The organism is Micromonospora terminaliae (assembly GCF_009671205.1).
Classification (GTDB): Bacteria; Actinomycetota; Actinomycetes; order Mycobacteriales; family Micromonosporaceae; genus Micromonospora; species Micromonospora terminaliae.
This window is the reverse complement of record NZ_CP045309.1, coordinates 4,519,151-4,545,105: the sequence shown is the minus strand read 5'-3', so window position 1 is coordinate 4,545,105 and position 25,955 is coordinate 4,519,151. Positions and strand designations below refer to the sequence as shown.

The following is a 25,955-nucleotide window of genomic DNA, read 5'->3' as shown; positions in this document are numbered from 1 at the left end:
CTGATCGGCTCAGCCGGTTGGCCGGCCGGCGCGCAGCCGGGCCAGGTCCGCGGCGTCCTTGGGGCGGCGGGGCCGGTCGGGCATCCAGACCGGGTACATCTCCTTGAACTCGATCTGGGCCGCCACGCTGATCACCGGGGCGGTGTGCGGGCCGATCCGGCCCGGCGGCGCGTCCAGCATCCCCTCCGGCAGCGGGGTGCCGGCCCACGGCCCGGCCCCGACCACCACCCGGCCCGCCGGGTCCTGGTCCAGGTACGCGAAGCTCAGCTCGACGTCGCCGCGCAGAAGGTCGAGCTGCTTCTCGACCGGCATCCGCGGATCGGGGCGCCAGCCCTGCCCGCCGAGCCGGGCGGCCAGCCGGCCGGCGTCGCGCCGCCAGCAGTACCAGTCGACATCCACGTGCGGCCGGCTCACCGCGCCGAGGTGGAAGTCCATGGCCCAGCCACCGCGCAGCCACACCGCGATCCCGGCCCCGGCGGTCAGCTCGACGACCTCGCGGATCGCGGCGAGTTGCCGCTCGGCCAGCCCGTCCACCGGTTGGACGCTACCGCCCGCCGGTCGGCCATGCCGCCCCGCGCGGCTGGTCCTCCGTCGACCTTGCCCGGCCGACGCGGGTCCGCGGTGGTGGGGTGGTTGATCGGCTCCGGTTCGCCGAGGTGGTGGGGTCGGGCCGGCGGATACCGCCAGGTCGCCGAGGTGGAGTCGATCATGCGGGGCCCGCCGGGCTCATGCGGGCAGGGCGCGCGTGGTGAGGGTCGTGACGCCGGGGACGCGTGCGTCGGCGGGGAGGCGGCGAAGGGCAGCCCGGTCGTCGTAGAGGGTCCACCGGAGGAAGTCGGTGGTGGCGGCGAGGACCTGCGCGAACCCGGGCCGGCCCGGGGTCAGGTACTCGCCGTGGCCCTGACCCGGGAGGCCCAGGAAGGCCGCCGGCCCGAGACTGCGGGCGTAGGCGGCCCGGCCCACCGACTCCGGTACGACGGGGTCCGCGCCGCCGTGCACGAAGAGCACGGGCGCCACCGGGCCGGCGAAGCTGCCGGCCAGCCCGCCGCCCGCGATGACGATGCCGGCGCGCAGCCGGGGCGAGTGGCCCGGGGCGAACATGCCGGCCGTGGTGAAGCCGCCCGCGGAGTGCCCGGCGGCGGCGAACCGGTCCACCGCGAGGTGCCCGGCGAGCGGGTCACCGGGCCGGGCGTCGAGGCGCACCAGGTGGCGGATCAGCCGCCAGCCGTCGGCGGGCTGGTTCCGCACGTCGGCGCGGGTGAAGTCGCGTGCCCGCAGGTTGGTCCGGGGGTAGGTCGGGGCGGCCACCACGAACCCGGCCACCGCCCAGCGGGTCGTCAGCGGGGCGTGCAGCTCGGGGAGGCTGCGCAGTCCGTGGCTGTGGACGACCACCGGGAACCGTCCGGCGGCCACCGGGGCGTCCCGCCGCGGAAAGCCCGCCGAGCTGCCGGTCGGGCCGGGCGCCGTGCCGCCGCTCGGGCCGGGCGTCGTTTGGGCGGCGGGGGCGGGGGACGCGGCGGTGGGCTCGGCCGGGTACCAGACGGTGACCGGCAGCGGCCGGGGGCCGTCGGGGTCGAGGACGAACTGGCGCACGCCCACGGCGTACGGCCGCAGCGGCGCCGGGCCGAAGGGCGGGACCCGGTCGTCGGTGGCGGCGACCGCCGGGCCGCAACCGGCCACCAGCGCCACCAGCAGCGCGGCGACCAGCCGCTGCACCCTCACCACCTCACGGTAGGCGGCCGGCCGGCCCGTCCGGCCCCGCCGACCGGACCGACGCGCCTCCACCGCCCGGACCGGGGTGGGCGGCCACCGGCCCGGCGGGATCATCGGCGTCGACCGGCTTCGCTAGGGTCACGCGCATGGCTGAGAACTACACCGACCCCAGTGGCAACACCGCGCAGTTCCGCGCCTTCGTGGACTCGCCCGACAGCGCGGCGACGGCCGCGGAGACACCCTCCCGCCTGCCGCTGTTCGCCGGCATCGGCGTGGCCGCCGTCGTGGTGGTCGCCCTGATCGCCTGGCTGACCCTGAGCTGACCGGCGGCATCCTGCCGCCCGCGCCCGCCGCGTGGGTTGATCATGAGGTTCGCGGTGCGAATTGCCCCGATTCGTTGCCGCCAACCTCATGATCGCCGGGAGAAGCCGGGCCGGGTGGGCGGGCGCCGGGCAGGGCCGGTCAGGCGTTCAGCGCCGCCCGGGTCTCCTGGGCTATCTCGCGCTCCTCGTCGGTGGCGATCACGCACACCGTGACCTCGGTGCCGTCGGGGGAGATGACCCGGTCGCCGCTGCCGGCGTTGCGCGCCGGGTCCACGGCGATGCCGAGCCGGTCCAGGCCGGCCAGCGCCGCCGCCCGCACCGGGGCGGCGTGCTCGCCGACCCCGGCCGTGAAGGTGATCGCGTCGACCCGCCCGAGCAGGGCGTAGTACGCGCCCACGTACCCGGTGATCCGGCGGCGGTAGACCTCGAAGGCGAGCGCGGCGGCCGGGTCGCCGGCGTCCCGGCGGGCCAGCACCTCGCGCATGTCGTTGGCCCCGGTCAGCCCGAGCAGGCCGCTGCGGTGGTTGAGCAGGTCGTCGATGTCGTCCACGCCCATGCCGGCCTCGCGGCGCAGGTGGAAGATGATCGTCGGGTCGAGGTCGCCGCTGCGGGTGCCCATGACGAGGCCCTCCAGCGGCGACATGCCCATCGAGGTGGCGACGCTCCGGCCACCCTGGACCGCGCAGGCGCTCGCCCCGTTGCCCAGGTGCAGCGTGATGGTGTTCAACTCGCCGTACGGGCGGCCGAGCAGTTCCGCCGTGCGCCGCGAGACGTACCCGTGCGAGGTGCCGTGGAAGCCGTACCGCCGCACGCCGTACCGCTCGGCGAGCTCCCGGTCGATGGCGTAGGTGGCGGCGGCCTCGGGCAGCGTGTGGTGGAACGCGGTGTCGAAGACCGCGACCTGCGGGGTGTCCGGCAGCGCCTCCCGGGCCACCCGGATGCCGGCCAGGTTGGCCGGGTTGTGCAGCGGGGCGAGCGGGACGAGGTCCTCGATGGCGGCGACGACCCGGTCGTCGATCCGCACCGGCGCGCTGAACTTCCGCCCACCGTGCACCACCCGGTGCCCCACGCCGGCCAGCCCCGCCAGGTCGAGCCCCTCGATGATCTGCCGCACCGCGGTCTCGTGGTCGGCCGGCCCGCCGCCGGGCTCGCCGACCCGCTCGACGGTGCCCTTGGCCCGCACCTCGTCGCCGTCGTAGAGGCGGTACTTGACCGACGAGGACCCGCAGTTCAGGACCAGGATCCGGCTCATTCCGACTCCCCGGTGGCGGCCTGGATGGCGGTGATCGCCACCGTGTTGACGATGTCCGGCACGGTGGCGCCCCGGGACAGGTCGTTGACGGGCCGGCGCAGGCCCTGCATGACCGGGCCGACCGCCACCGCGCCGGCCGAGCGCTGCACCGCCTTGTACGTGTTGTTGCCGGTGTTCAGGTCCGGGAAGATGAAGACCGTGGCCCGCCCTGCGACGGGGCTGTCCGGCAGCTTGGTGGCCGCGACCTGCGGGTCGATCGCCGCGTCGTACTGGATCGGCCCCTCCACGAGCAGCTCCGGCCGGCGCTCCCGGACGAGCTTGGTGGCGGCCGCGACCTTCTCCACGTCGGCGCCGAAGCCGGAGTCACCGGTCGAGTAGGACAGCATGGCGACCCGCGGCTCGATGCCGAACCGGGCGGCCGTGTCGGCCGAGGAGATGGCGATGTCGGCGAGCTGGGCGGCGTCCGGGTCGGGGTTCACCGCGCAGTCGCCGTAGACGAGCACCCGGTCGGCGAGCAGCATGAAGAACACGCTGGAGGCGACGGAGACGCCCGGCACGGTCCGGATGATCTCGAAGGCGGGCCGGATGGTGGCCGCCGTGGTGTGGGTGGCACCGGACACCATGCCGTCGGCGTGGCCGGTCTGCACCATCATGGTGCCGAAGTAGTTGGGCTGGGCCACGATGTCGTGCGCCAGCTCGACGGTGACGCCCCGGTGCGCGCGCAGCTTCGCGTACTCGGCGGCGAACCCGTCCCGCCACTCGCTGGTGACCGGGTCGACGACCTGCGCGTCACCGATGTCGATGCCCAGCTCGCGGGTGCGCCGGGCCACGTCGCCGGGGCGTCCCAGCAGCGTCAGGTCCGCGACGCCCCGGCGCAGCAGCACCTCGGCGGCGCGCAGGATGCGCTCCTCGCTGCCCTCGGGCAGCACGAGCCGCCGGCGGCGTGCCCGGGCCCGGTCGATGAGGTCGTTCTCGAACATCAGCGGGGTGACCCGCTCGGTCCGGCTGACCCGCAGCCGGCGGGCCAGGTCGTCGGTGTCCACGCAGCGCTCGAAGGCACCCAGGGCGGCCTCGACCTTGCGCGGGTTCGCGACGCTGGGCCGGCCCTCGATCCGGCTGGACGCCGCCACGGTGTCGTAGCTGTCGCTGCGCACGGAGAGCACGGCCAGCCCGGTGTTCAGCGCCTCGAACAGCCGCATGGCCCGCGGGTCGGGCTGTTCGCCGAGGGTGAGCACGAGGCCGGCCAGGGAGGCCTGCCCGGCGACGTGCGCGGCGCCGGCCGCCACGAGCAGGTCGTCCCGGTCGCCCGGGGTGATCACCAGGGCCCCGTCGGTGAAGTGGTCCAGCAGGGTGGGCACGTGCGCCGCGCCGACCACGTAGTCGAGCACGTCCCGGTCCAGCGCGGCCTGGTCGCCGGCGAGCAGGGTGGCGCCGAGCGCCGCCGCCACCTCCGCCACCGTCGGCGCCGACACGGTCGGCACCTCCGGGATGGCGTACGCGGGGACGGGCAGCTCGGGCAGCGTCATGGGCCCGGGCACCCGGTTGGCGACCACCGCCACCACCGTCGCGCCCAGGTCCTCCAGATCGTGGTACGCCCCGCGCAGGGCCGCCGTGATGGCCTCGGGCGGCTGCCCGAACCCGTCGACCACGGGCACCACCACGCTGCTGAACTCGGTGGCCAGCCGGGCGTTGAACGCGAGCTCGCGGGCGCCGGCGCCGTCCCCGTCCGTGAAGTCGCTGCCCACCACGACCACCGCGGGGCAGTGCCGCTCGACCGCCCGGTAACGGGCCACGATGCGGGAGATCAGCTCCTCCCGCCGGCCGTCCGCGACCAGGGCGGCGGCCTCGGCGTAGGTCGTGCCGTGCAGCTCGTCGACCGGCAGTCGCACCCGGTAGCGCTCGGTGAGCAGGGCGAGGATCGGATCCGGGTGCTGACCGGCGACCAGCGGCCGGAAGGCCCCGATCCGCTCGACCTGCCGGGACAGCAGCTCGGCCAGCCCGAGCGCGACCGTCGACTTGCCCCCGCCCGACCCCACGCTGGTCAGGTACACGCTGCGCGCCACGACCTCACGCTACAAGATCGCGGGACGCCTCGCCCGGGTCCTTGGACCCCTCGCCGGCGGCCCGGAAGAGCGCGTCGCTCTTCGCCACCCAGGCCGCGCCGAAGGCGAACACCGCCACCGTCTCGCACCACAGCACCGGCTTGAGGGTGTGCCGCACCTCCGCGGGGAGTTGCGTGCTCGCCAGGGCGACCGCGATGGCCACCAGGATGACGCCGCCGCAGGCGCGGTAGAACCGGACGGCGGATCGGGACGGTGCCACCCCGGCCCGGTCCGGGCGGGTGAACAGGACGAGGCAGAAGACCGCGAGCAGCACGAAGAGCGCCGCGGCGGCCACCTGGTGCACCACGCCGACCCACCGGTCGCTCGGGCTGGTCGTGCCGGGCGCCGCGCCCACCGTGGTGGGGAAGAGGGCCACCGCGATCGCCAGCAGCCCGGCGAGGGTGCCCAGCGCGTCGTCCGGCCAGCGGTACCGGTACGCGATCAGGAAGACCCCGACGGCGCACAGCGCGCCGACGAAGACGTCGCGCATCTCGGTGTGGTAGTAGCCGCTGAGCGAGTCGAGCAGGGTGAGCCGGCGGGCGGCGATCAGGTGACCGACCACCAGCGCCACCGGCAGCGCGATGCCGACGGAGCCGATGCCGAGGCGCAGGTGACGGACCGTAACCGCGTCCTGCGGCGGCCTGCGGGGTTCGGGATCCATGTGCGCCTCCCTCTCCAGTGGACGCGACCGGTGCCGTCCGCGTCAACCGTCGGCTCACGCGCCGGCCGGCGCCAGTTCCCGTTCGTACACCTGCCCCGTCAGCTCCGTGCCGAAGCTGTGGTGGGTCTCCTCCTCGACCAGCCGGAAGCCGCGAGAGAGGTAGATCCGGCGGGCGGCGACCAGCGGGTGGTTGGTCCACAGGCGGATGCGGGCGTAACCCGCCCGCCGGGCGAAGGACAGGCACTCGTCGACCAGGCGCTCGCCGAGCCGCTGCCCGCGGGCCGCCGGGTCGACCAGCAGGATCCGGAGCTGGGCGGTCCGCTCGTCGGCCGCGACGCAGAAGACGCACCCGGCCCGCTTCCCGTCGACCTCGGCGATCCAGGCGGCCTCCCGCGCCGGATCGTGGCCGGCCGCGTAGTCGGCGACGATCCGTGCCACGAGCGCCTCGAAGCTGGTGTCCCACCCGAACTCGGCGGCGTACGTCTCGCCGTGGGCCAGCACCACCCAGCCCAGGTCACCGGGACGGCCCAGCGGGCGAATGAGGATCTCCGCGCTCATCGACACCCCTCCACTACTGAAACAGTCGTTTCAGTGGCAGAGTAGCGCTGTGAGCCAGCATGAGCGACCCCGGAGCGCCCGCCGCGACGAACTCCTGGAGCGGGCGTACGAGTACGCCCTGGCGCACGGGCTGGCTGAGCTGTCGCTGCGCCCGCTCGCCGCCGCCATCGGATCCAGCCCGCGGGTCCTGCTCTTCCTCTTCGGCTCCAAGGACGAGCTGATCCGTGCCCTGCTCAGGCGGGCCCGGGCCGACGAGCTGGCCGCGCTGCGGCGGGCGCGGGAGGCGGGCGGCGCCGACGACTTCGCCGCCGCCGTGCGGACGACCTGGGGCTGGCTCGTGGATCCGGCCCACCGCCCGATGCTGGTCCTCTGGCTCCAGGCGTACGCCCGCTCGCTGAGCGAACCGGACGGACCGTGGGCGGGATTCGCCCGGCAGACCGTGGAGGACTGGCTCGGGCTGCTGGCCGACGTCCACGGCGGGGACGACGGCGGCGGCACGGATCCAGCGCTCGGCCTGGCGCTGCTGCGCGGCGCCCTGCTCGACCTGCTGGCCACCGGCGACGTCGAACGGACGACCGCGGTCGTCGAGCGCCACCTGCGCCTGCTCGGGGCTGAAGCCCGCTGAACCGGCCTCGCCCTTGACCTGGCTAACGCTGTTAGCTAACGTCTTGGCTAACAGCGTTAGCCAGATGAGGGGTGTGCCGTGATGACCGGAGCGACGACCGTGGAGACCCGACCCGCGACGACCGACGGCGGGGGCGTGCGGGACCGGATCGGCCGGGTGCTGCTCTGGCTGGCGGCGGTCGGCGCGCTGGCGGCGGCCCTGGGGGCGTACGGCACGGTCGCCGACGCCGAGCCGGCCGTCAAGGTGGTCGAGACGTGGCGGGCGTACGGATTCCTGGTCTTCGCCGGGCTCTTCGCCCTGCTGGCCGTCCGGCCGCGGGGTTACCGGGGGGTGTGGCCGCTGGTCATCTTCCACAAGCTGGCCATGACGGTGACCGCTCTGGTCTACACGCGGAACGCCGCGATCGAGGGGACCGGCACCGTCCTGATCGTTGACGGCGCCCTGTCGGTGCTGCTCGTCCTGGCGCTCGTGCTCTGCCGCGGCTGGGTGGCGGAGCCGCGTCGGTGACCCGCCGCGAGGAGATCGTCGACGTGGCCGAACGCCTGCTGGAGCGCGGCGGGCCGGAGGCCGTGACGATGCGCCGGCTCGCCGACGAACTGGGCATCCAGGCCCCGTCGTTGTACAAGCACGTCGCGGGGAAGCCCGAGATCGAGGCGGCCCTGCAGCAGCGGGCGCTCCAGCGGCTCGCCGCGGCCCTGGAGGCGGCGCCGGACCTGCCGTCCCTCGCCGCCGCCTACCGACACTGGGCGCTCGGGCACCCCCGGCTGTACGAGATCGCCACCCGGCTGCCGCTGGCGCGCGACCGCCTGGCACCCGGCGTGGAGGCGGCCGCCGCGGCGCCGTTGCTCCGGGTGACCGGGGGTGACCTGACCGCGGCACGCGCGCTCTGGGGCCTGGCCCACGGGCTGGTCGACCTGGAACTGGCCGGCCGGTTTCCGCCCGGTGCGGACCTCGACGCCGTGTGGACACACGCCATGGCCGAGCGGGTCGCCCCCGGGCCCGGCCCGGGCGCGACGAGCTGAGCGATCCTCGTCCACCGGGCGGGAGAAGGTCAGGCGGTCACTCGTCGTCCTCGTCGTCCAGCCGGGCCAGCCAGGTGGCGAACCGCTCGATCGGGGTCTCGAACTCCGGGTTCAGGTCTACGAAGTCACGTAGCCGCTCGCCCAGCCACTCCAGGCTGACCTGCTCGTCGCCCCGGCGTTCGACCAGTTCCTCGATGCCACGGTCGGTGAAGTACATGTGCGTCCTCTCGCGGGAGAAGGGGGCCGCCACACCGACGAGGGGCAGCGGCCGTCGTGCGGTCGCTGCCCCTCGTCGCCGGCGGTGCGCTCAGGTCACGGGCGGGGGAGAGCCGCCTCGATCAGCGCGGTCTGCTCGACCTCGTGCATCTTCGCCGAGCCGACCGACGGGGCGGCGGCGGCCGGGCGCGAGATGCGGCGCAGCCGGACCTCGGGCAGGTGCTCCAGCAGGTTGAGCGCCACGAACGACCAGGCGCCCTGGTTGGCCGGCTCCTCCTGCACCCAGGCGAAGTCCTCGGCGTTCGGGTACTGCGCCAGGGCGGCCCGGACCTCCTCGACGGGCAGCGGGTAGAGCTGCTCCATCCGCAGGATGACCGTGTCGGTGACGCCCCGCTCCTGCCGGGCCTGGAACAGGTCGTAGTAGACCTTGCCCGAGCAGAGCAGCACCCGCTTCACCTGCTCCGGGGCCGGGGCGGCGGTGTCCGCCAGCACCGGCTGGAAGGTGCCGGTGGTGAAGTCCTCCACCTGCGAGATGCAGAGCTTGTGCCGCAGCAGCGACTTCGGCGTGAACACCACCAGCGGCTTGCGCTTGGGCGACAGGGCCTGGCGGCGGAGCAGGTGGAAGTAGTTCGCCGGGGTGGTCGGGATGGCCACTCGCATGTTGTCCTCGGCGCAGAGCTGGAGGAACCGCTCCGGGCGGCCGGAGGTGTGGTCCGGACCCTGGCCCTCGTGGCCGTGCGGCAGCAGCAGGGTGACCGCGGAGCGCTGGCCCCACTTCACCTCGCCCGACGAGATGAACTCGTCGATGACCGACTGGGCGCCGTTGACGAAGTCGCCGAACTGGGCCTCCCAGGCGACCAGCGCGTTGATGTTCTCCACCGAGTAGCCGTACTCGAAGCCCATGGCCGCGTATTCGGAGAGCAGCGAGTCGTGCACGAAGAAGCGGGACCGCTCGCCGTCGGCGGTGAGCGACTTCAGCGGCAGGTAGTCGTCGCCGGTCTTCGCGTCGACCACCGACGCGTGCCGCTGGACGAAGGTGCCGCGGCGCGAGTCCTGCCCGGCGAGCCGGACGGTGACCCCGTCGTGCAGCAGCGCGCCGAACGCGATGATCTCGCCGAAGCCCCAGTCGATGCCGCCCTCGACGGACATCTTGCGGCGCCGCTCCAGCAGCTGCTGGATCCGCTTGTGCGGGGTGAAACCCTCCGGCAGGTTGACGTGCGCCTCGCCGATCGCCTTGACCACGGCGGCGTCGGTGGCGGTGTCGACCTGCGGCTCCGGCTCGTCCTCCCGGCGCGGCCGGCTGAGCTGGCGCGGCGTGGTGGCGGCGTCGCGGGTGGCCTTGAAGACCCGCTCCAGCTGCGACTGGTAGTCGCGCAGCAGCTCCTCCGCGTCCTCCACGGTGATGTCACCCCGGCCGATGAGCTCCTCGGTGTAGAGCTTCCGGACCGACCGCTTCGAGTCGATGATCTGGTACATCTGCGGGTTGGACATCGACGGGTCGTCGCCCTCGTTGTGCCCGCGCCGGCGGTAGCAGACCATGTCGATCACGACGTCCTTGTTGAACGCCTGCCGGTACTCGAAGGCGAGCCGGGCCACCCGGACGACGGCCTCGGGGTCGTCGCCGTTGACGTGGAAGATCGGCGCCTGGATCATCCGGGCGACGTCGGTGCTGTAGAGGCTGGACCGGCTGTATTCCGGGGCCGTGGTGAAGCCGACCTGGTTGTTGACCACCACGTGCACGGTGCCGCCGGTGCGGTAGCCGCGCAGCTGGGACAGGTTGAGGGTCTCGGCGACCACGCCCTGGCCGGCGAAGGCGGCGTCACCGTGCACCGCCAGCGGCAGCACGGTGTAGCCCTCCAGCTTGAGGTCGATCCGGTCCTGCTTGGCCCGGACGATGCCCTCGAGCACCGGGTCCACGGCCTCCAGGTGCGACGGGTTCGCCACCACCGACACCTTGACGGCGTGCTCGCCGTCCGGGGTGGTGAACTTGCCGTTCTGGCCGAGGTGGTACTTCACGTCGCCCGAGCCCTGCGTGGAGCGCGGGTCGAGGTGCCCCTCGAACTCGGAGAAGATCTTCTCGTACGGCTTGCCGACGATGTTGGCCAGCACGTTGAGCCGGCCGCGGTGCGCCATGCCGATCACGACCTCGTCGAGGCCGCCCTCGGCGGAGCACTCCAGGATCTCGCCGAGCAGCGGGATCAGGGACTCGCCGCCCTCCAGCGAGAAGCGCTTCTGGCCGACGTACTTGGTCTGGAGGAAGGTCTCGAACGCCTCGGCGGCGTTGAGCCGGTTGAGCACGTGCTTCTGCTCGTCCGTGCTGGGCTTCTCGTACTTGCGCTCGACCCGCTCCTGGATCCAGCGCCGCTCCTCCGGGTCCTGGATGTGCATGTACTCGATGCCGACCCGGCGGCAGTAGGAGTCGCGCAGCACGCCGAGGATCGAGCGCAGCTTCATCCGCTGCTTGCCGGCGAAGCCGTTGACCGGGAAGGTGCGGTCCAGGTCCCACAGGGTCAGCCCGTGCTGGAGGACGTCCAGGTCCGGGTGCTTGCGGATCTTGAACTCGAGCGGGTCGGTGTCGGCCATGAGGTGGCCGCGGACCCGGTACGCGTGGATCAGCTCGTGCACCCGCGCGGTCTTGTTGATCTGGCCCTCGGAGTCGACGGCCACGTCCTGCACCCAGCGCACCGGCTCGTAGGGCAGCCGCAGCGAGGTGAAGATCTGGTCGTAGAAGCCGCGCTCGCCGAGCAGCAGCTCGTGCATCACCTTGAGGAACTCGCCGGACTGCGCGCCCTGGATGATCCGGTGGTCGTACGTGCTGGTCAGCGTGATGATCTTGCTGACCGCGAGGTCGGCCAGGGTCGCCTCGCTCATGCCCTGGTAGGGCGCCGGGTATTCCATGGCGCCGACGCCGATGATGGCACTCTGGCCCTGCATGAGCCGGGGGATCGAGTGGACCGTGCCGATGCCGCCCGGGTTGGTCAGCGAGATCGTGGTGCCGGCGTAGTCCTCCATGGTCAGCTCGTTGCGGCGGGCGCGCCGGACCACGTCCTCGTACGCCTGCCAGAACTGCCGGAAGTCCATCTGCTCGCAGCCCTTGATGGAGGGCACCACGAGGTTGCGGGAGCCGTCGGGCTTGACCAGGTCGATGGCGATGCCCAGGTTGACGTGCTCGGGGCGGACCATCGCCGGCTTGCCGTCGACCTCGGCGAAGGAGTTGTTCATCTCCGGGTGCTCGACGAGCGCCCGGACCATCGCGTAGCCGATCAGGTGGGTGAAGCTCACCTTGCCGCCGCGGCCGCGGGCCAGGTGGTTGTTGATGACGATGCGGTTGTCCACCAGCAGCTTGGCCGGCACGGCGCGGACGCTGGTCGCGGTCGGCACGGCGAGCGAGGCGTCCATGTTCTGCACGATCTTGGCGGCGACCCCGCGCAGCGGGGTGGTGCCGGCGGCGCTCGCGGTCGGAGCCTTGGCGGCCGGCTTGGCCGGCGCGGCCTTCTTCGCGGGGGCCGGCTCCGGCTTCGCGGGGGCCGGCTCCGGGGCCTTCGCCGCCGGCTTGGCGGCCGGCTTGGCCGGGGCGGGCGCGGGCTTGGCGGCCGGCTTCTCGGTGACCGTGGCGACGGCCTCCTGCTGCTCGGCCGGCTCCGGACGGGCGGCCGGTGCGGCCTTGGCGGCCTCGGGGCGCGGGGTGGCGGCGCCGGGCGCCGGCCGGTAGTCGGCGAAGAAATCGTGCCAGGCCGAGTCGACGCTCGAGGGGTCGGCGAGATAGCGCTGGTACATCTCCTCGACGATCCACTCGTTCGGGCCGAAACCCGCCAGTGGGTTCTCCTGCGAAGTCTGCTGGGTCGACACGGCCGCTAATCGCCTCTTTCACGCGGTTGTGAATGTCACGCGGGCGCTCCCGTGCCCGTTTCGGGAGGCACGAGAGACGGGTCCCAGGCTACGCCGTGCGATCGACGCAGGCATTCTCGCCTCCGGCTGGTGGTCCGTTTCACAGAAGATGCCAGAAGTTCGGCAAACGCTGCGTGTCCCGGCCACTCCTGCTAGATGCGGACGGCCCCGGCCGGTGACGCAGCGTCACCGGCCGGGGCCGTGTCGGGTAGCCGACTCAGGAGATGTCGCGGCGCCGGATGGTCAGCACGCCGATCACCCCGGCCACGGCGGCGTAGCCGATGAGTACGGCGGCACCGGCCCACCGCGGCGGGTTGCCGGGGATGTCGGCGCCGCTCACCATGAGCGACGACGCCAGCGACGGCACCAGCAGCTGGAGCTGGTTGATCCAGTCACCGAACTTGGCGGCCAGCAGCCCGATGGCGATGGCCGCGCCGATGGCGCCGCCCAGGTAGAGCAGAATGCCGGTCACCGTGGCGCCGATCTGGCTGCGGATCAGCACGCCGAGCCCGACGCCGAGCACCGACCAGAGCAGGTAGGCCAGCCCGTTGAGGGCCACCGCCCGCCAGACCGCGCCGCTGCCGAACTGGGCGCCGACGTCCGTGGCGTTCAGGATCAGCGGTGCGAAGATCAGGTTCAACACCGTGGTGCCCAGCCAGAAGAGCACCGCCAGCACGCCCGCGGCGACCAGCTTGGCCACCATCACGGCGGTGCGGTGCGGGGCCGTGAGGAACGTGGTGGTCACCGTCTGGTGGAAGAACTCGCTGGTCACCACCACGATGCCGAGCAGCATGACGATGAGCAGGCCGAAGAACTGGCCGTTGGTGTAGAGGTTGGCGGCCAGGCTGTCGGCGCTGGAGACGGCCTGCACCTGGTCGGCCTGGTCGGCCGGCACGTCGCCGATGTTGCCGCTGGTCAGGGCCTCGGTCTGGAGCCAGTTGAAGGCCATGGCGAGGGCCCAGAGCGGCACCGTGATCAGCGCGAAGACCCACCAGGTGTTGGTGGAACGGATCTTGAGCAGCTCGGATCGGACCAGGTTCATCGGATCTCCGCCTTTCCGGCCGTCAGCTCCAGGAAGACACCTTCCAGGTCGGGGCGTTCGGTGGTCAGCTCGTGCAGCTCCACCTTGGCGGCCAGTGCCACCCGGCCGACCGTCGGCGCGTCGACCCCGGTCACCAGCAGCGCGCCGTGCGCGTCGGCGTCCACCGTGGCCGCCTGCTCGCGCAGCGCCGCGGTCAGCTCATCGGCCTGCGGGGTGCGTACCCGCACCCGGGCGCCGTGCGTCATCGAGCCGATGACCTGGTCGACCGGCCCCTGCCGGACCAGCTTGCCGGCTGCGATGATCACCACGTCGTCGGCGAGCAGCTGCATCTCGGAGAGCAGGTGGCTGGAGACCAGCACCGTGCGCCCCTCGGCGGCCAGCCCCTTGAGGAAGCCGCGCATCCAGCGGATCCCCTCCGGGTCCAGGCCGTTGGCCGGCTCGTCGAGGATCAGCACCCGCGGGTCGCCGAGCATGGCGGCGGCGATGCCGAGACGCTGCTTCATGCCGAGCGAGTAGCCCTTGAACTTGCGCTTCGCGGCCGGGGTCAGCCCGACCAGGGCGAGCGCCTCGTCGGCGCGCCCGCGGGGGAGGCCCGCCGCCGCGCAGATCACCCGCAGGTGGTTGATGCCGGTACGGCCCTTGTGCGCGCTGGACGCCTCCAGCACCGCACCCACCGTGCGCAGCGGGTCGGCCAGGTCGGCGTACCGGTGGCCGCCGATGGTGGCCTCGCCCGCGGTCGGCGTGACCAGGTTGAGCAGCATGCGCAGCGTGGTCGTCTTACCGGCGCCGTTCGGGCCGAGGAAGCCGGTGACCCGGCCCGGCTGGACGGTGAAGGACAGGTTGTCCACCGCCCGGACGCTCTTGTATTGCTTCGTCAGCCCGGACACCACGATCTGGCCGGTCCCGGCACTGGGGCTTGGCTGCCCGTCGGACATCGTTCTCCTCTCCTGCCGCGGCGGGCTTCAGGGCACGCCGCTGGGACGCCGTTGCGGGGCGCCGAGCACAGCCTTCCAACCCGGCGCAAGGGGGTCAATCAGGCGGGATGCGTACGCCCTCCTCCCCCGGGGGCAGGAGCGGATCATCCGCAGGGAGGAGAGGTCAGGCCGGCGGCAGCGCGATCCAGGTGGCGCGTGCCTGCCCCAGCAGCGCGCCGTCCGGGCCGTAGAGGCTGGAGTGCACCTCGGCCTTGCGTCCCGAGCCGCCGACCATGGCACCGGTCACCACGCACTCGTCGCCGGGGCGCGGCAGCGCGGTGACCTGCGCGGCGATCCGGCCCAGGACGTACGGCCGGCCGGGCGCGATCACCGCCCAGCCGCCGGGGCAGTCCAGCGCCGCCCAGACGGTCGCCGGCACCACGCCGGCCGGGGCCCGGAACGGCGCGGCGGTCCGCCCGTCCGGCAGCCGGCCCGGGAAGATCCGCAGCCCGGCCGGGTTCGCCGGGCCGCAGACGTAGCAGCCGGGGAAGGGGTGGTCCACGAAACCGGGGTACGCCTTCGCGGCGGCCTCGGCCGTCGGCCGGTCCACCGGCGGGACCACGGCGTCGACCGGCTCGACCCGGCGTACCTGGGCGATCACCTGGCCGTCCGGGTCGCGGACCTCGCCGTCGGCCACGGTCAGCGGGGTCTCCAGCGGAGGCGGCTTGCGCAGGGTGACCTCGACCGGCCCTCGGTCGTCCACCGCGGCGGCGAAGATCCCGGCGCTCCAGCCGCCGTTGCCCGAGCCGTCCGGTCCGTGGAAGCGGGACTCGATGATCACCTGGCACCTCCGGGGTCCGACACCGGCCTCGTCGCCGGGTCCTGCCCGGGCAGCCTCGCACGACGGCGTTCCCCGCAGGTGAGGGGGTGTGCCGGAGCGCCGACCGGCGTTCACCGGATCGACACCCCTCATCCCCGGAGCCGGCACCCGGGCACCCTACACAGATACCCATGGCCGTTCTGCACGCCGCTGGCGCACCCCTCACGACCAGCGGATACACCCTGCTGATCGCCGACGACCCGACCCTGGTCGCGGCCGCGCAACGCCTGCGTCACGAGGTGTTCGCCAGTGAGCTCGGCGCCACCCTGCACCCGGGGGCCGCCGGGCTCGACACCGACGAGTTCGACGCACACTGCGACCACCTGGTCGTGCTGCGCGAGGGCACCGACGAGGTGGTCGGCACCTACCGGCTGCTGCCGCCCGGACGCACCGACCGCCGGTACGCCGACGGCGAGTTCGACCTGACCGCGCTCGCCCCGCTCCGCGACGGCCTGGTCGAGGCGGGCCGGTCCTGCGTGCACCCGGACCACCGCTCCGGCGCCGTGATCAACCTGATGTGGGCCGGGATCACCCGCTACCTGCACCTGCGCGGCTCGCGGTGGCTGGGCGGCTGCGCCTCGGTGCCGGTGGCCGACGGCGGGACCGCGGCCGCCGAGGTCTGGGCCCAGGTCACCGCCCGGCACCTGGCCCCGCCACCGCTGCGCGTGACGCCCCGCCGCCCCTGGTTCGCCGAGGCGCCGGCCGCCGACGAGCCGGAGTTGTCCGCCGCCGAGCGGCGCGCGCTGGTCCCGCCGCTGCTCCGCGGCTACCTGCGGCTCGGCGCATGGGTCTGCGGGGAGCCGGCGTACGACCCGGACTTCGCCTGCGCCGACTTCTACGTGCTGTTCTCCCTGGACCGGATGAACCCTCGCTACCTGCGGCACTTCCTGGGCGAGGCGTCGTGACCGGGGACGGGCTCTGGCGCCCCGCCTCGGGCTGCGGGCCGGTCTGCCTGCCGGCGGCCGCCGCGCCGGACGCGTCGCTGCCACGCCGGGTGGGGCGCCTGCTCGGCGTGGCCGGGATGCTGCTGGCCGGGGCCGGCCTGGCCGCGCTGCTGCCGCTGCTGCCGGCCGGCGACCGGCGGGCCGTGCTGCGTGGCTGGGCGCGGGGAACGCTGCGGGCCCTCGGCGTGCGGCTCGTGGTCCGGGGGCGGCTGCCCCGCTCGCGGGCGCTGCTGGTCGCCAACCACGTGTCGTGGCTGGACATCCTCGCGGTGCTCGCGGTGTCCCCGGCCCGGATGGTGGCCAAACGGGAGGTCCGCGACTGGGCGGTGCTCGGCCCGCTGGCCGCCGCGGCCGGCACGGTCTTCGTCGACCGGTCCCGGCCGCGCGACCTGCCGGCGACGGTCGGCAGGGTCGCCGGCGCGCTGCGCGCCGGACACTCCGTGGCGGTGTTTCCCGAGGGCACGACCTGGTGCGGCGCGGCGTCCGGCTGCCGGCCCGGCCGGGGCTTCCGGCCGGCGGTGTTCCAGGCCGCGGTGGACGCCGGCGCGCCGGTCGTCCCCCTGCGGCTCGGCTACCGGTACGCCGGCGACGCGAGCACCCTGCCCGCCTTCCTGGGCGACGAGACGCTCTGGGAGTCGGTCCGCCGGGTGCTGGGGGCCCGGGACCTGACCGTGGCGGTGACGGTGGCCGCCGCGCTGCACCCGGCGGCCGGCGCGGACCGGCGGATGCTGGCCCGGGCGGCCGAGTCGGCCATCCATCCGGCCCCGGTCCGCGCGCCCGTGCGCCGTACCGCGACCGGCATGCGGCTCGTCCGGCCCGTGGCGCCGGTCCCCGCCCGGGCGGAGGTGGGGCTGGACCTGGCGGCCTGACGCGATCGCGACACAGTCGCGACAGTCTTGTTCAGTCGCGATGTATCGCGTTATGCTCCTCCCATCACTCGACGCGCCGCCGACCGACGCGTCAACGAGGGGAGGACGCCATGACCAGCTGGACGGTCGACAGCCCGCAACGGCTCACCCTGGACGAGCCGGTCACCCGGCTGGACGTCCGCCTCATCAGTGGCCGCCTCAACGTGGTCGCCACCGACGGCCCGACCCGGGTGGACGTCACCCGGATCAGCCGCCGGCCCGTCCTCGTCGAGCTGCGCGACGGCCGGCTGACCGTCGCCCACGAGCGGATGCCCCGCTGGCCCGGGGTCCTCTGGTGGCTCGGCCAGCTCGGCCGCCGGTTCCGGGCCGAGGTCTCCATCGCCGTCCCCGCCCACGTGCTGGCCGACCTGCACCTGGTGGACGGCTCGCTGGTCGCCTCCGGCCTGCGCCGGGACACTCGGGTCGACGTCACCTCCGGCCAGGTCACCCTCATGGGGCTGCGCGGCCACACCTCCGCGAAGGTCACCTCGGGCCCGGTCGAGGCGCTCGGGGTCGGCGGCGACCTCAACCTGGAGACCGTCTCCGGCGAGCTGATCCTCGCCGACAGCGCGCCCGAGCGGGTGCGCGCCCACGCCGTCTCCGGGTCGATCACCTGCGACCTGGACAACCCGCGCGGCAGCGAGATCCGGCTCAGCGCCATCTCCGGCAGCATCACCGTCCGGGTCCGCGAGGACAGCGACCTCACCGTCCACCTGCACACCACCTCCGGCCGGATCACCAGCGGCTTCCCGCAGGTCTGCGGCGGCCAGCACGGGTTCGGCGCGGTGAAGGACAGCCACGGGGTGCTCGGCGGGGGCGCCGGTAAGCTCTGGGCGTCCGCGACATCCGGCAGCATCGCGCTGCTCGCCCGTCCCGTCGAGGACGCCGACGACGTGGAGGAGAGGCCGTGACCGCCGTGTTCAGTCACGGGCGGCTCCGGCTCTACCTGCTCAAGCTGCTCGACGACGGCCCGAAGCACGGCTACGAGCTGATCCGCCTGCTGGAGGACCGCTTCCTCGGCCTCTACGCGCCCAGCGCCGGCACCATCTACCCCCGGCTGCAGCGGCTCGAGGTCGAGGGGCTGGTCAGCCACACCGCCGCCGGCGGCCGCAAGGTCTACGAGATCACCGACGCGGGCCGGGCCGAGCTGCGGCAGCGCGCCGACGAGCTGGCCACCCTGGAATCGGACATCACGGCCTCCGTGGAGGATCTCTCCGCGCTGGCCGGCGAGATCCGCACCGAGGTACGCGGCTCGGTGCGCGACCTCAAGCGGGAGCTGCGCGAGGCGGCCCGGCAGACCCGGCAGGCCCGGTGGGCGCCCCCGCCGCCGACCACCCGCCCGCCGGCCAACGGCGGCCCGCGCCCCACCGCCGAGTCGCCCCTGCTCGCCGAGTTCGACCAGCGGCTGGCCGCGTTCACCGTCGAGGTCGGCGCGCTGGTACGGGCCGGCCGGCTCACCGACGCCCAGCTCCGCACGGCCATCCGCCTGCTCGACGGGGCCCTGGACGGGCTGCGCCGGCTGCTCCGCTAGGCCCGGCGCCGTGGGTGTCTCCGACGGGGGAGACACCACGGCGGCTCACAGGTTGTTTCCAGGGTCCACCCAGCGCGCCCGCAGCCGGAACGCGGATGATGGGTGCCATGGTGGCTACCCAGACCGAGGCCCGACTGCTCGTCGTCGAGGACGACCCCAACATCCTCGAACTGCTCTCCGCGAGCCTGCGCTTCGCCGGCTTCGACGTCGCCACCGCGACCAGCGGCAGCGCGGCGCTCAACGCCGCCAAGGACCACCGGCCCGACCTGGTCGTGCTCGACGTCATGCTGCCCGACCTGGACGGCTTCGAGGTCATCCGGATGCTCCGCGAGGGCGGCACGCGGACCCCCGTGGTCTTCCTGACCGCCCGGGACGCCACCGACGACAAGATTCGCGGGCTCACGCTGGGCGGCGACGACTACGTCACCAAGCCGTTCAGCCTGGAGGAGCTGACCGCCCGGATCCGGGCCGTGCTGCGGCGCACCGCCACCGGCGAGCACGCGCCCTCCCGGCTCACCTTCGCCGACCTGGAGCTGGACGAGGAGACCCACGAGGTGCACCGCGCCGGCCAGCGGGTGCAGCTCTCGCCGACCGAGTTCAAGCTGCTGCGCTACCTCATGCTCAACGCGAACCGGGTGCTCTCCAAGGCGCAGATCCTCGACCACGTCTGGAACTACGACTTCCGCGGCGACGACAACATCGTCGAGTCCTACATCTCCTACCTGCGGCGCAAGGTCGACAACACTCAGCCCCGGCTCATCCACACCCTGCGCGGGGTCGGGTACGTGCTGCGCAAGCCGGCGGCGTGAACGCCGTCCACGACGCGAAGGGCTGGCTGCGCAGCGTCCCGCTGCGGGTGAAGCTGGTCGCCTCGGTCCTCGCCCTGGTCGCGGTGGCCCTGGTGGTGATCAGCGGGCTGACCGCGTTCCTGCTCCGCGACTACCTGATCGGTCAGGTGGACGATCAGCTCCGCGGTGGCGCGACCAACGTGGCCCGGTCGCTGGACCAGGCCGGGGGAAATCCCGTCAAGATCAACATTCCCTCGGACTACGTGGCCGCCCAGGCGGCGCCGGGCCAGGCGGTGGACCCGCCCACCCGCTACGCCGGCCTCCGCGACGAGGAGCTGCCGCCCTTCCCCGCCGACTTCGCCGGTTACGAGGAGCAGGTGGGTGATCCGTTCACGGTCCGCTCGGTGGACGGCCGGACCCGGTGGCGGATGCTCTACGCCGACCTGCCCGACGGCCGGGTCATCGCCTTCGGGCAGCACCTCACCGCCGTCGACCAGTCCGTCGGTCAGCTCGTCTGGATAGACCTACTGGTGGGCGGGGCGGTGCTGATCATCCTGGCGTCGGTCGGCGCGGGCATCGTGCGTACCAGTCTCAAGCCGCTCGTGGAGATCGAGCGGACGGCGGCGGCCATCGCCGGCGGTGACCTCACCCGGCGGGTGCCCGACCCCGAGGACGGCCGGGCCTGCCCGACCTCCGAGCTGGGCCGGCTGTCCCGGGCGCTGAACGCCATGCTCGCCCAGATCGAGGCGGCGTTCACCGCGCGGGCCGCCTCCGAGGCGGCGGCGCGCAGCGCCGAGGTGAGCGCCCGGGACGCCGCCGCCGCGGCGCAGGCGTCCGAGGCGCGGGCCCGCCGCTCCGAGGAGCGGATGCGGCAGTTCATCGCGGACGCCTCGCACGAGCTGCGTACCCCGCTGACCACCATCCGGGGCTTCGCCGAGCTGTACCGGCAGGGCGCGGCCCGGGAACCGGACCAGACCGCCGGTCTGCTGCGCCGGATCGAGGACGAGGCCTCCCGGATGGGGCTGCTCGTCGAGGATCTGCTGCTGCTCGCCCGGATGGACCGGGAGCGCCCGATCGCGCTGGCCCCGGTCGAGCTGCCGGTGCTCGCCTCGGACGCGGTCCAGGCGGCCCGTGCCGTGGAGCCGGAGCGCGCCATCACGCTGGAGATCGAGCCGGGCGCCGGCCCGCTCGTGGTCCTCGGCGACGACGCCCGGCTGCGCCAGGTGATCGGCAACCTCATGACCAACGCGCTCACCCACACCCCGGCCGACGCCGCGGTGACCCTGCGGCTGCGCGCGGAGCCGGGCAACCTGGCCGTGGTGGAGGTGGCGGACACCGGTCCCGGCCTCACCCCGGAGCAGGCCGAGCGGGTGTTCGAGCGGTTCTACCGGGTGGACGCGGCACGTACCCGGCGGGCGGGCGGACCGACCAGCACCGGGCTCGGGCTGGCGATCGTCGCCGCGCTGGTGGCCGCGCACCACGGCACCGTCGAAGTCGCCGAGACGCCCGGTGGCGGGGCGACCTTCCGGGTGAAACTGCCGCTGCTGCCCGAGGCGCCCGAGCCGGGCGAGTGACTTTCAGAAAACATTCAGGCGGGTTCCAGGCTGGTCGCAGTGCCAGGGGAGAAGGTGTAGTCATGACCGACCACGAGACTGATCCGCAGCGGTCGCCGGCTCCCGCCGACGCCGAGCCGTCGCACCCGACCGCCGAGCTGCCCCGCGCCGAGAGCGGGCAGTCGGAGCCCACCGTCACCGCGGCCGCCGCGCCGGTTCCGGCCGACTCCCCGGCCGCCGGAACCACCGCCCCGGCCGCGCACGCCGAGACGGGCGCGCCCACCAACCCGTACGCGCCGCACCCGGTCTCCGGGCAGCCGCAGCAGCCGCACCCCTGGTACGGGGGACAGCAGCAGCAGGGCGGTTGGGCGCACCAGGGCGGCACCGGCTACGCGCCGCAGGCCACCGTCCCGCCGTACCAGGCGCACCAGCCGTACCCGCAGCACCAGGCCGGGCAGCAGCCGTACCCGCAGCACCAGGCCGGGCAGCCGCTCCCGCCGTGGGGCCCGCAGCAGCCGGCGCGGCCCAGCCGGGCCGGCAAGTTCATCGGGGCCGGGGCGCTCGCGCTGGCGCTCATGCTCGGCTCCGGCGTGGCCGGCGGCGCCCTCGCCCTCGCCCTCGACGGCGACGGGACGGTGACCCGCACCTACACGGCCGCCCCCGTGCTCAACAGTGCCGACCTGCCGAAGATCGCGGCCGCCGTCCAGGACAGCATCGTCACGATCATGACGGACAGCGGTGAGGGCTCCGGGGTGATCCTCAGCGCCGACGGGTACGTGCTGACCAACAATCACGTCGTCGCCTCCGCCAGCGGCGACACGGTGAAGGTCGTCTTCGCCGACGGCAAGACCGCCCAGGCCAAGATCGTCGGCACCGACCCGAAGACCGACCTGGGCGTGGTCAAGGCCAGCGGGGTGAGCGGCCTCAAGGCGGCCAAGTTCGGCGACAGCGACGCCATGCAGGTCGGCGACCAGGTGCTGGCCCTGGGCAGCCCACTCGGCCTCCAGGGCTCCGTCACGGCCGGCATCCTGAGCGCCCGCGACCGCACCATCCAGGCCGGCGAGGGCGGCCAGCAGCAGCAGAGCCCGCAGCAGGGCGCCAGCTCGATCTCCGGCCTGCTCCAGACCGACGCCCCGATCAACCCGGGCAACTCCGGTGGCGCGCTGGTCAACACCCGGGGCGAGGTGATCGGAATCAACACCGCCATCGCCACCGCGGGGCAGGGCAGCAACGGCAACATCGGGGTCGGCTTCGCCATCCCGAGCAACAAGGCCAAGGACGTCGCCGAGAAGCTCCAGCGCGGCGAGAAGGTCAGCCACCCGTCGCTCGGCGTCAGCGTGACCGGCGCGGAGGACGGCGGCGCGCTGGTCTCCGACGTGGTCGCCGGCAGCGCCGCCGACAAGGCCGGGCTCCAGCGCGGCGACGTCATCACCAAGTTCGGCGACAAGGCGATCAACGACTCCAACGACCTGGTCGGCGCCGTGCAGTCCGGCAAGGTTGGCGACCGGGTCGAGGTCCAGTTCAAGCGGAACGGTTCGACCGAGTCGGCAACCGTGACGCTCGCCGAGACGTCCTAACACCAGACCTGCCTCCTCCACGGGCGGCGGGTGACGGAGCCAAGGGGGTTGGTTCCGTCACCCGCCGCCCCTTTTCCGTTCTCACCCCGTCCGGGTGAGCCCGGCTCACCCCGACCGGCGGCACCCTCGGGGCATGACGACCACCTCCGCCGTCCGTACCGACCAGGACATCCAGCGGGACGTGCTCGCCGAGCTGGACTGGGACGCGCAGACCCGGCCCACCGAGATCGGGGTGACCGTCGCCGACGGCGTGGTCACCCTGACCGGCCAGGTGGACAGCTACGCGCGGCGCTGGGCCGCCGAGCGCTGTGCGCACCGGGTCCGGGGCGTCCGCGCGGTCGCCAGCGACCTGGAGGTGCAGCTGCCGGCCGCCGAGGAACGTACCGACGCCGACATCGCGATCGCGGCCAGCCGGGCCCTGGAGTGGGACAGCTTCGTGCCCGCCGAGCGGCTGGACGTGACGGTCGCCGACGGCTGGGTCATGCTCCGCGGCGAGGTGGAGTACGGCTTCCAGAGCCGCACCGCCGAGCGGGAGCTGCGCCGGCTGCGGGGCGTACGCGGGGTGACCAACCTCGTCGAGGTGCGCCCGCCCAACCCGCCCAGCGACGAGCAGAACCGCCGTGACCTGCAGCGCGTGCTGTTCCGGCGTACCGGCACCGAACGCATCGAGGTGGGCGTCAGCGGGGACACGGTGGTGCTCGACGGGGTGGTCCGCTCGTGGTGGCAGCGGGAGGAGGCGGAACGGGCGGCGTGGGCGACACCCGGCGTCCGGGAGGTGCACGATCGGATCGTGGTGGCCGGCTGAGCGCCGTTTACCGCTCGGACGGTCGGGAAACCGCCGCCGGTCACGTACGCCGGGGCACCCATCGGAAAGGACTCGTGGCCGTGAACCAGCCGCCACCGGACCACGCGCCGGCCGGGCACCTGCGGATCGCCATGGTGGTGCCACCCTGGCTGTCCGTGCCGCCGGCCGGCTACGGCGGCCTGGAGCACCTGGTGGCCGGGCTGATCGACGCCCTGGTCGACCGCGGGAACGCGGTGACCCTGTTCGGGGCGGGCCGGGAGAACGGCACCGCCGGGGACTTCGTTTCCACCTGCGCCGACCTCCAGTACGAGCGGCTCGGCGAGTCGCTGCCGGAACTGGCCCACCTGGCCCACGTCAACCGGCTGGTCGACCCGGCCGACTTCGACCTGGTGCACGACCACAGCACCATCGGCCCGCTGCTCGCCGGCCGGCGCCGGGTGCCCACCGTGGCCACGGTGCACGGCAACCCGGTGGGCGAGTACGGCACGGTGCTCAGCAACACCGACGAGGGCGTGGGCCTGGTGGCGATCTCGCACGCCCAGCGCCGGGCCAACCCGGACCTGCCGTGGGTGGGCACGGTGCACAACGCCATGGCGCTGCGGGAGGTGCCGCGCAAGCGCGGACCGGGCCGCGGGCCGGTGCTCTGGCTGGCCCGGTTCAGCCCGGACAAGGGACCCGACGTGGCGATCCGCGCCTGCCGGGAGGCCGGCCTGCCGCTGACTCTGGCCGGCAAGTGCAACGAGCCGGCCGAGCGGCGCTACTTCGAGCAGGTGGTCGAGCCGCTGCTGGGCGAGGACGTCACCGTGGTGCTCAACGCCGACCGGGAGGCCACCCAGCGGCTGCTGTACGACGCCCGCTGCCTCGTGATGCCCATCCAGTGGGCGGAGCCGTTCGGCATGGTGATGGTGGAGGCGATGGCGACCGGCACGCCGGTGGTGGCGCTGCGCCGGGGCGCCGTGCCGGAGCTGGTCCGGGACGGGGTGACCGGGCTCATCCGCGACCGCGCGGAGGAGCTGCCCGCCGCGCTGCGCGACGTGTCGCGCCTCGACCCCGCGGACTGCATCATGCACGTCGCGCAGCACTTCTCGGTCGAGCGGATGGCCGGCGGCTACGAGGCGGTCTACCGGAGCTTCCTGGCCGACCGGGCCGCGGCCGCCGGGCGGCGCGAGGCGGCGCCGGTCGCCGCCAGGTGACCCTCAGGTACGGACCGCCGCCAGTTCCGCGGCGGCGGCGTCGAGCTGGCGGGCGTACCCGGGACTGATGCTGCCCTCCCGCCGCCGGTCGGCGATCTTCCCGCGGAGCCGGTCCACGGCGGCGGTCTGCGCGCCGTCGCCGGTCGCGGCCGTGGCGTTGCGCAACAGGTTGCGCAGGTCCACGCCGACGTCGGTGCGGATCTGACCGGCCGCCAGCCCCGCCTCGATGAGCCCGTCCACCCGCTGGGCCGCCTCGACCGGGTCGCTGCCGACGGGTGGAGTCGGGGTGCCGGTCTCCGGCGGCCGCCGGGTCGGGCCGGGCGTGGTGGCCGGGGTGCCGGCGCCCGGGGGCACGGTGGACGGGACCACCACGGGCCCGGCGGTCGGCGACACCCGCGGCGGCGCCGTGTCGTCCCGCATCAGGGCGGGCACCAGCACCGCGGCGCCGGTGACGACCACCAGGCCGGCCGCCACCAGGGGCAGCGCCCGGGGGCGCGGGGGCGCGCCGGCCGGGGCGGGAGCCGCGGGCTCGGCCGCCGGTCGCGCCGGGGCGGGCACCGCCGGCAGGGGCACGGTGGCGGCCGGCATGGTGGCGGCCTGCGGGTCAGCGGGCAGCAACTGGTCGCGGAGCACGGCCGCCACCTGGTGCGCGGTGGGCCGCCGCCGCGGGTCGCGGGCCAGGCAGCGCAGGCAGATCTCCGCGACCGGCGCGGGCAGCCCGGGTACGCCGTCCAGCGTGGGCGCGGCGTCCCCGGCCAGCGCGGCGCTGAGTTCCTCCCAGGTGTCCGCCGGGTACGGGGGCTGCCCGGTCAGCGTCTCGAACAGCAGCACGCCCAGCGAGTAGACGTCGGTGGCCGGCTGCGCCGGGGCCCCGTCGAGGCGCTCCGGCGCCACGTACGCGGGGGTGCCGAACGTGCCGCCGTCCTCGTCCTCGTCCGGCGCGCCGACCCGGGTCGCGATGCCGAAGTCGAGCACCTTCGCGCCGACCCGGGTCATCATCACGTTCGACGGCGTGATGTCCCGGTGCACGATGCCCAGCCGGTGCGCGGCGGCCAGCGCCTCGGCCACCTGCGCGCCCGTCTCCACGGCCTGTGGCCAGGGCAGCGGCCCCTCGGTGAGCCGGTGTTCCAGCTCCTCGCCGCTGAGCAGCTCCATCACCACGAACGACGTGATCGAGCCGTCCGGCGCGACCGTCTCGCCGTAGTCGTGCACGGCGGTGACGTGCGGGTGGACGAGCTGGGCGGCGGAGCGGGCCTCCTCGCGCACCATGTCGCGGAACCGGGCGTCGGCGGCGAGCGAGGGTGCCAGCACCTTCACCGCCACCACCCGGTCGAGCACCTCGTCGCGGGCGCGCCAGATCACCGACATGCCGCCGGCCCCGATCTGGTCGACGAGCCGGTACCTGCGGGCCAGCAGCCGGCCGGCGTGCAGCGTCGCCTTCACATCCACCTGCCTGGGCT

25 protein-coding genes are annotated in these 25,955 nt (G+C 74.1%); 13 read left to right on the top strand and 12 right to left on the bottom strand.

The window, feature by feature from the left end:
• Window positions 1-9: 9 nt before the first annotated feature.
• Both GCE86_RS20750 and GCE86_RS20745 read right to left on the bottom strand, forming a co-directional pair.
• Complete coding sequence (locus tag GCE86_RS20750) at window positions 10-534, bottom strand: nucleotidyltransferase domain-containing protein (protein WP_154228502.1); 525 nt, start codon at window positions 532-534, stop codon at window positions 10-12.
• A 192-nt stretch (window positions 535-726) separates the two neighbouring features.
• Window positions 727-1,722 carry an alpha/beta hydrolase family protein gene (locus GCE86_RS20745; RefSeq protein ID WP_154228501.1) on the bottom strand — a complete coding sequence of 332 codons (996 nt, stop codon included), beginning with the start codon at window positions 1,720-1,722 and terminating at the stop codon, window positions 727-729.
• A 137-nt stretch (window positions 1,723-1,859) separates the two neighbouring features.
• Between GCE86_RS20745 and GCE86_RS31685 the strand changes: the two genes are divergently transcribed.
• Window positions 1,860-2,036, top strand: coding sequence for a hypothetical protein (locus tag GCE86_RS31685; RefSeq protein WP_167537058.1), 177 nt, complete (start codon window positions 1,860-1,862; stop codon window positions 2,034-2,036).
• A 139-nt stretch (window positions 2,037-2,175) separates the two neighbouring features.
• Here the strand turns inward: GCE86_RS31685 and GCE86_RS20740 are convergent, their stop codons facing one another.
• Genes GCE86_RS20740 through GCE86_RS20725 form a run of 4 tightly spaced genes read right to left on the bottom strand, consistent with a single transcriptional unit; the run spans window position 2,176 to window position 6,609 of the window.
• Complete coding sequence (locus GCE86_RS20740; protein ID WP_154228500.1) at window positions 2,176-3,288, bottom strand: acetate/propionate family kinase; 1,113 nt, start codon at window positions 3,286-3,288, stop codon at window positions 2,176-2,178.
• Complete coding sequence (gene pta / locus GCE86_RS20735; protein WP_154228499.1) at window positions 3,285-5,351, bottom strand: phosphate acetyltransferase; 2,067 nt, start codon at window positions 5,349-5,351, stop codon at window positions 3,285-3,287. The genes GCE86_RS20740 and pta overlap by 4 nt, the downstream gene beginning before the upstream one ends.
• Before the next feature lie 4 nt (window positions 5,352-5,355).
• The gene (locus GCE86_RS20730) at window positions 5,356-6,051 is read right to left on the bottom strand and encodes a DUF998 domain-containing protein (protein WP_154228498.1); all 696 of its coding nucleotides are present in this window, start codon (window positions 6,049-6,051) and stop codon (window positions 5,356-5,358) included.
• A 54-nt stretch (window positions 6,052-6,105) separates the two neighbouring features.
• Window positions 6,106-6,609, bottom strand: coding sequence for a GNAT family N-acetyltransferase (locus GCE86_RS20725; protein WP_154228497.1), 504 nt, complete (start codon window positions 6,607-6,609; stop codon window positions 6,106-6,108).
• A gap of 49 nt (window positions 6,610-6,658) precedes the next feature.
• On the opposite strand from GCE86_RS20725, the gene GCE86_RS20720 reads away from it, so the two are divergent.
• The 3 genes from GCE86_RS20720 (at window position 6,659) to GCE86_RS20710 (ending at window position 8,256) form a co-directional block, all read left to right on the top strand.
• The gene (locus GCE86_RS20720) at window positions 6,659-7,234 is read left to right on the top strand and encodes a TetR/AcrR family transcriptional regulator (RefSeq protein WP_244317035.1); all 576 of its coding nucleotides are present in this window, start codon (window positions 6,659-6,661) and stop codon (window positions 7,232-7,234) included.
• A gap of 81 nt (window positions 7,235-7,315) precedes the next feature.
• Window positions 7,316-7,741, top strand: a complete 426-nt coding sequence (locus tag GCE86_RS20715) for a hypothetical protein (RefSeq protein WP_154228495.1) — start codon at window positions 7,316-7,318, stop codon at window positions 7,739-7,741.
• Window positions 7,738-8,256, top strand: a complete 519-nt coding sequence (locus tag GCE86_RS20710; protein ID WP_154228494.1) for a TetR/AcrR family transcriptional regulator — start codon at window positions 7,738-7,740, stop codon at window positions 8,254-8,256. The genes GCE86_RS20715 and GCE86_RS20710 overlap by 4 nt, the downstream gene beginning before the upstream one ends.
• Window positions 8,257-8,293: 37 nt before the next feature.
• On the opposite strand, the gene GCE86_RS20705 is transcribed toward GCE86_RS20710, so the two are convergent.
• The 5 genes from GCE86_RS20705 to GCE86_RS20685 form a co-directional block, all read right to left on the bottom strand.
• Window positions 8,294-8,473, bottom strand: a complete 180-nt coding sequence (locus GCE86_RS20705) for a DUF6104 family protein (RefSeq protein ID WP_089009804.1) — start codon at window positions 8,471-8,473, stop codon at window positions 8,294-8,296.
• 95 nt (window positions 8,474-8,568) lie between these two features.
• Window positions 8,569-12,321, bottom strand: coding sequence for a multifunctional oxoglutarate decarboxylase/oxoglutarate dehydrogenase thiamine pyrophosphate-binding subunit/dihydrolipoyllysine-residue succinyltransferase subunit (locus GCE86_RS20700; protein WP_154228493.1), 3,753 nt, complete (start codon window positions 12,319-12,321; stop codon window positions 8,569-8,571).
• Between the two features lie 256 nt (window positions 12,322-12,577).
• The gene (locus GCE86_RS20695; RefSeq protein WP_154228492.1) at window positions 12,578-13,402 is read right to left on the bottom strand and encodes an ABC transporter permease; all 825 of its coding nucleotides are present in this window, start codon (window positions 13,400-13,402) and stop codon (window positions 12,578-12,580) included.
• Window positions 13,399-14,337, bottom strand: a complete 939-nt coding sequence (locus GCE86_RS20690) for an ABC transporter ATP-binding protein (RefSeq protein ID WP_154228491.1) — start codon at window positions 14,335-14,337, stop codon at window positions 13,399-13,401. Before GCE86_RS20690 ends, GCE86_RS20695 begins: the two co-directional genes overlap by 4 nt.
• Window positions 14,338-14,500: 163 nt before the next feature.
• Complete coding sequence (locus GCE86_RS20685) at window positions 14,501-15,157, bottom strand: hypothetical protein (RefSeq protein WP_154228490.1); 657 nt, start codon at window positions 15,155-15,157, stop codon at window positions 14,501-14,503.
• A 170-nt stretch (window positions 15,158-15,327) separates the two neighbouring features.
• Between GCE86_RS20685 and GCE86_RS20680 the strand changes: the two genes are divergently transcribed.
• The 9 genes from GCE86_RS20680 to GCE86_RS20640 all read left to right on the top strand — a co-directional run bounded on the left by GCE86_RS20680 (window position 15,328) and on the right by GCE86_RS20640 (window position 24,495).
• Window positions 15,328-16,101 (top strand): GNAT family N-acetyltransferase, encoded by a 774-nt coding sequence (locus GCE86_RS20680; RefSeq protein ID WP_154228489.1) that lies wholly within the window; start codon window positions 15,328-15,330, stop codon window positions 16,099-16,101.
• Window positions 16,098-17,009, top strand: coding sequence for a lysophospholipid acyltransferase family protein (locus tag GCE86_RS20675; RefSeq protein ID WP_167537014.1), 912 nt, complete (start codon window positions 16,098-16,100; stop codon window positions 17,007-17,009). The genes GCE86_RS20680 and GCE86_RS20675 overlap by 4 nt, the downstream gene beginning before the upstream one ends.
• A 110-nt stretch (window positions 17,010-17,119) precedes the next feature.
• Window positions 17,120-17,959, top strand: coding sequence for a DUF4097 family beta strand repeat-containing protein (locus tag GCE86_RS20670; RefSeq protein WP_154228487.1), 840 nt, complete (start codon window positions 17,120-17,122; stop codon window positions 17,957-17,959).
• Window positions 17,956-18,579 carry a PadR family transcriptional regulator gene (locus GCE86_RS20665; RefSeq protein ID WP_154228486.1) on the top strand — a complete coding sequence of 208 codons (624 nt, stop codon included), beginning with the start codon at window positions 17,956-17,958 and terminating at the stop codon, window positions 18,577-18,579. The genes GCE86_RS20670 and GCE86_RS20665 overlap by 4 nt, the downstream gene beginning before the upstream one ends.
• Window positions 18,580-18,686: 107 nt before the next feature.
• Window positions 18,687-19,388, top strand: a complete 702-nt coding sequence (locus GCE86_RS20660; protein WP_046571468.1) for a response regulator transcription factor — start codon at window positions 18,687-18,689, stop codon at window positions 19,386-19,388.
• Window positions 19,385-20,941: a HAMP domain-containing sensor histidine kinase gene (locus tag GCE86_RS20655; protein WP_154228485.1), complete on the top strand. Its 1,557-nt coding sequence runs from the start codon at window positions 19,385-19,387 to the stop codon at window positions 20,939-20,941. Before GCE86_RS20660 ends, GCE86_RS20655 begins: the two co-directional genes overlap by 4 nt.
• Before the next feature lie 62 nt (window positions 20,942-21,003).
• A complete protein-coding gene (locus GCE86_RS20650; protein ID WP_154228484.1) occupies window positions 21,004-22,497 on the top strand; it encodes a S1C family serine protease in 1,494 nt (497 codons plus the stop codon).
• A gap of 133 nt (window positions 22,498-22,630) precedes the next feature.
• Window positions 22,631-23,302, top strand: a complete 672-nt coding sequence (locus tag GCE86_RS20645) for a BON domain-containing protein (protein WP_154228483.1) — start codon at window positions 22,631-22,633, stop codon at window positions 23,300-23,302.
• 74 nt (window positions 23,303-23,376) lie between these two features.
• Window positions 23,377-24,495: a glycosyltransferase family 4 protein gene (locus tag GCE86_RS20640; protein ID WP_154228482.1), complete on the top strand. Its 1,119-nt coding sequence runs from the start codon at window positions 23,377-23,379 to the stop codon at window positions 24,493-24,495.
• Between the two features lie 3 nt (window positions 24,496-24,498).
• Here the strand turns inward: GCE86_RS20640 and GCE86_RS20635 are convergent, their stop codons facing one another.
• Window positions 24,499-25,938, bottom strand: coding sequence for a serine/threonine-protein kinase (locus GCE86_RS20635; RefSeq protein ID WP_154228481.1), 1,440 nt, complete (start codon window positions 25,936-25,938; stop codon window positions 24,499-24,501).
• Window positions 25,939-25,955 lie beyond the last annotated feature (17 nt).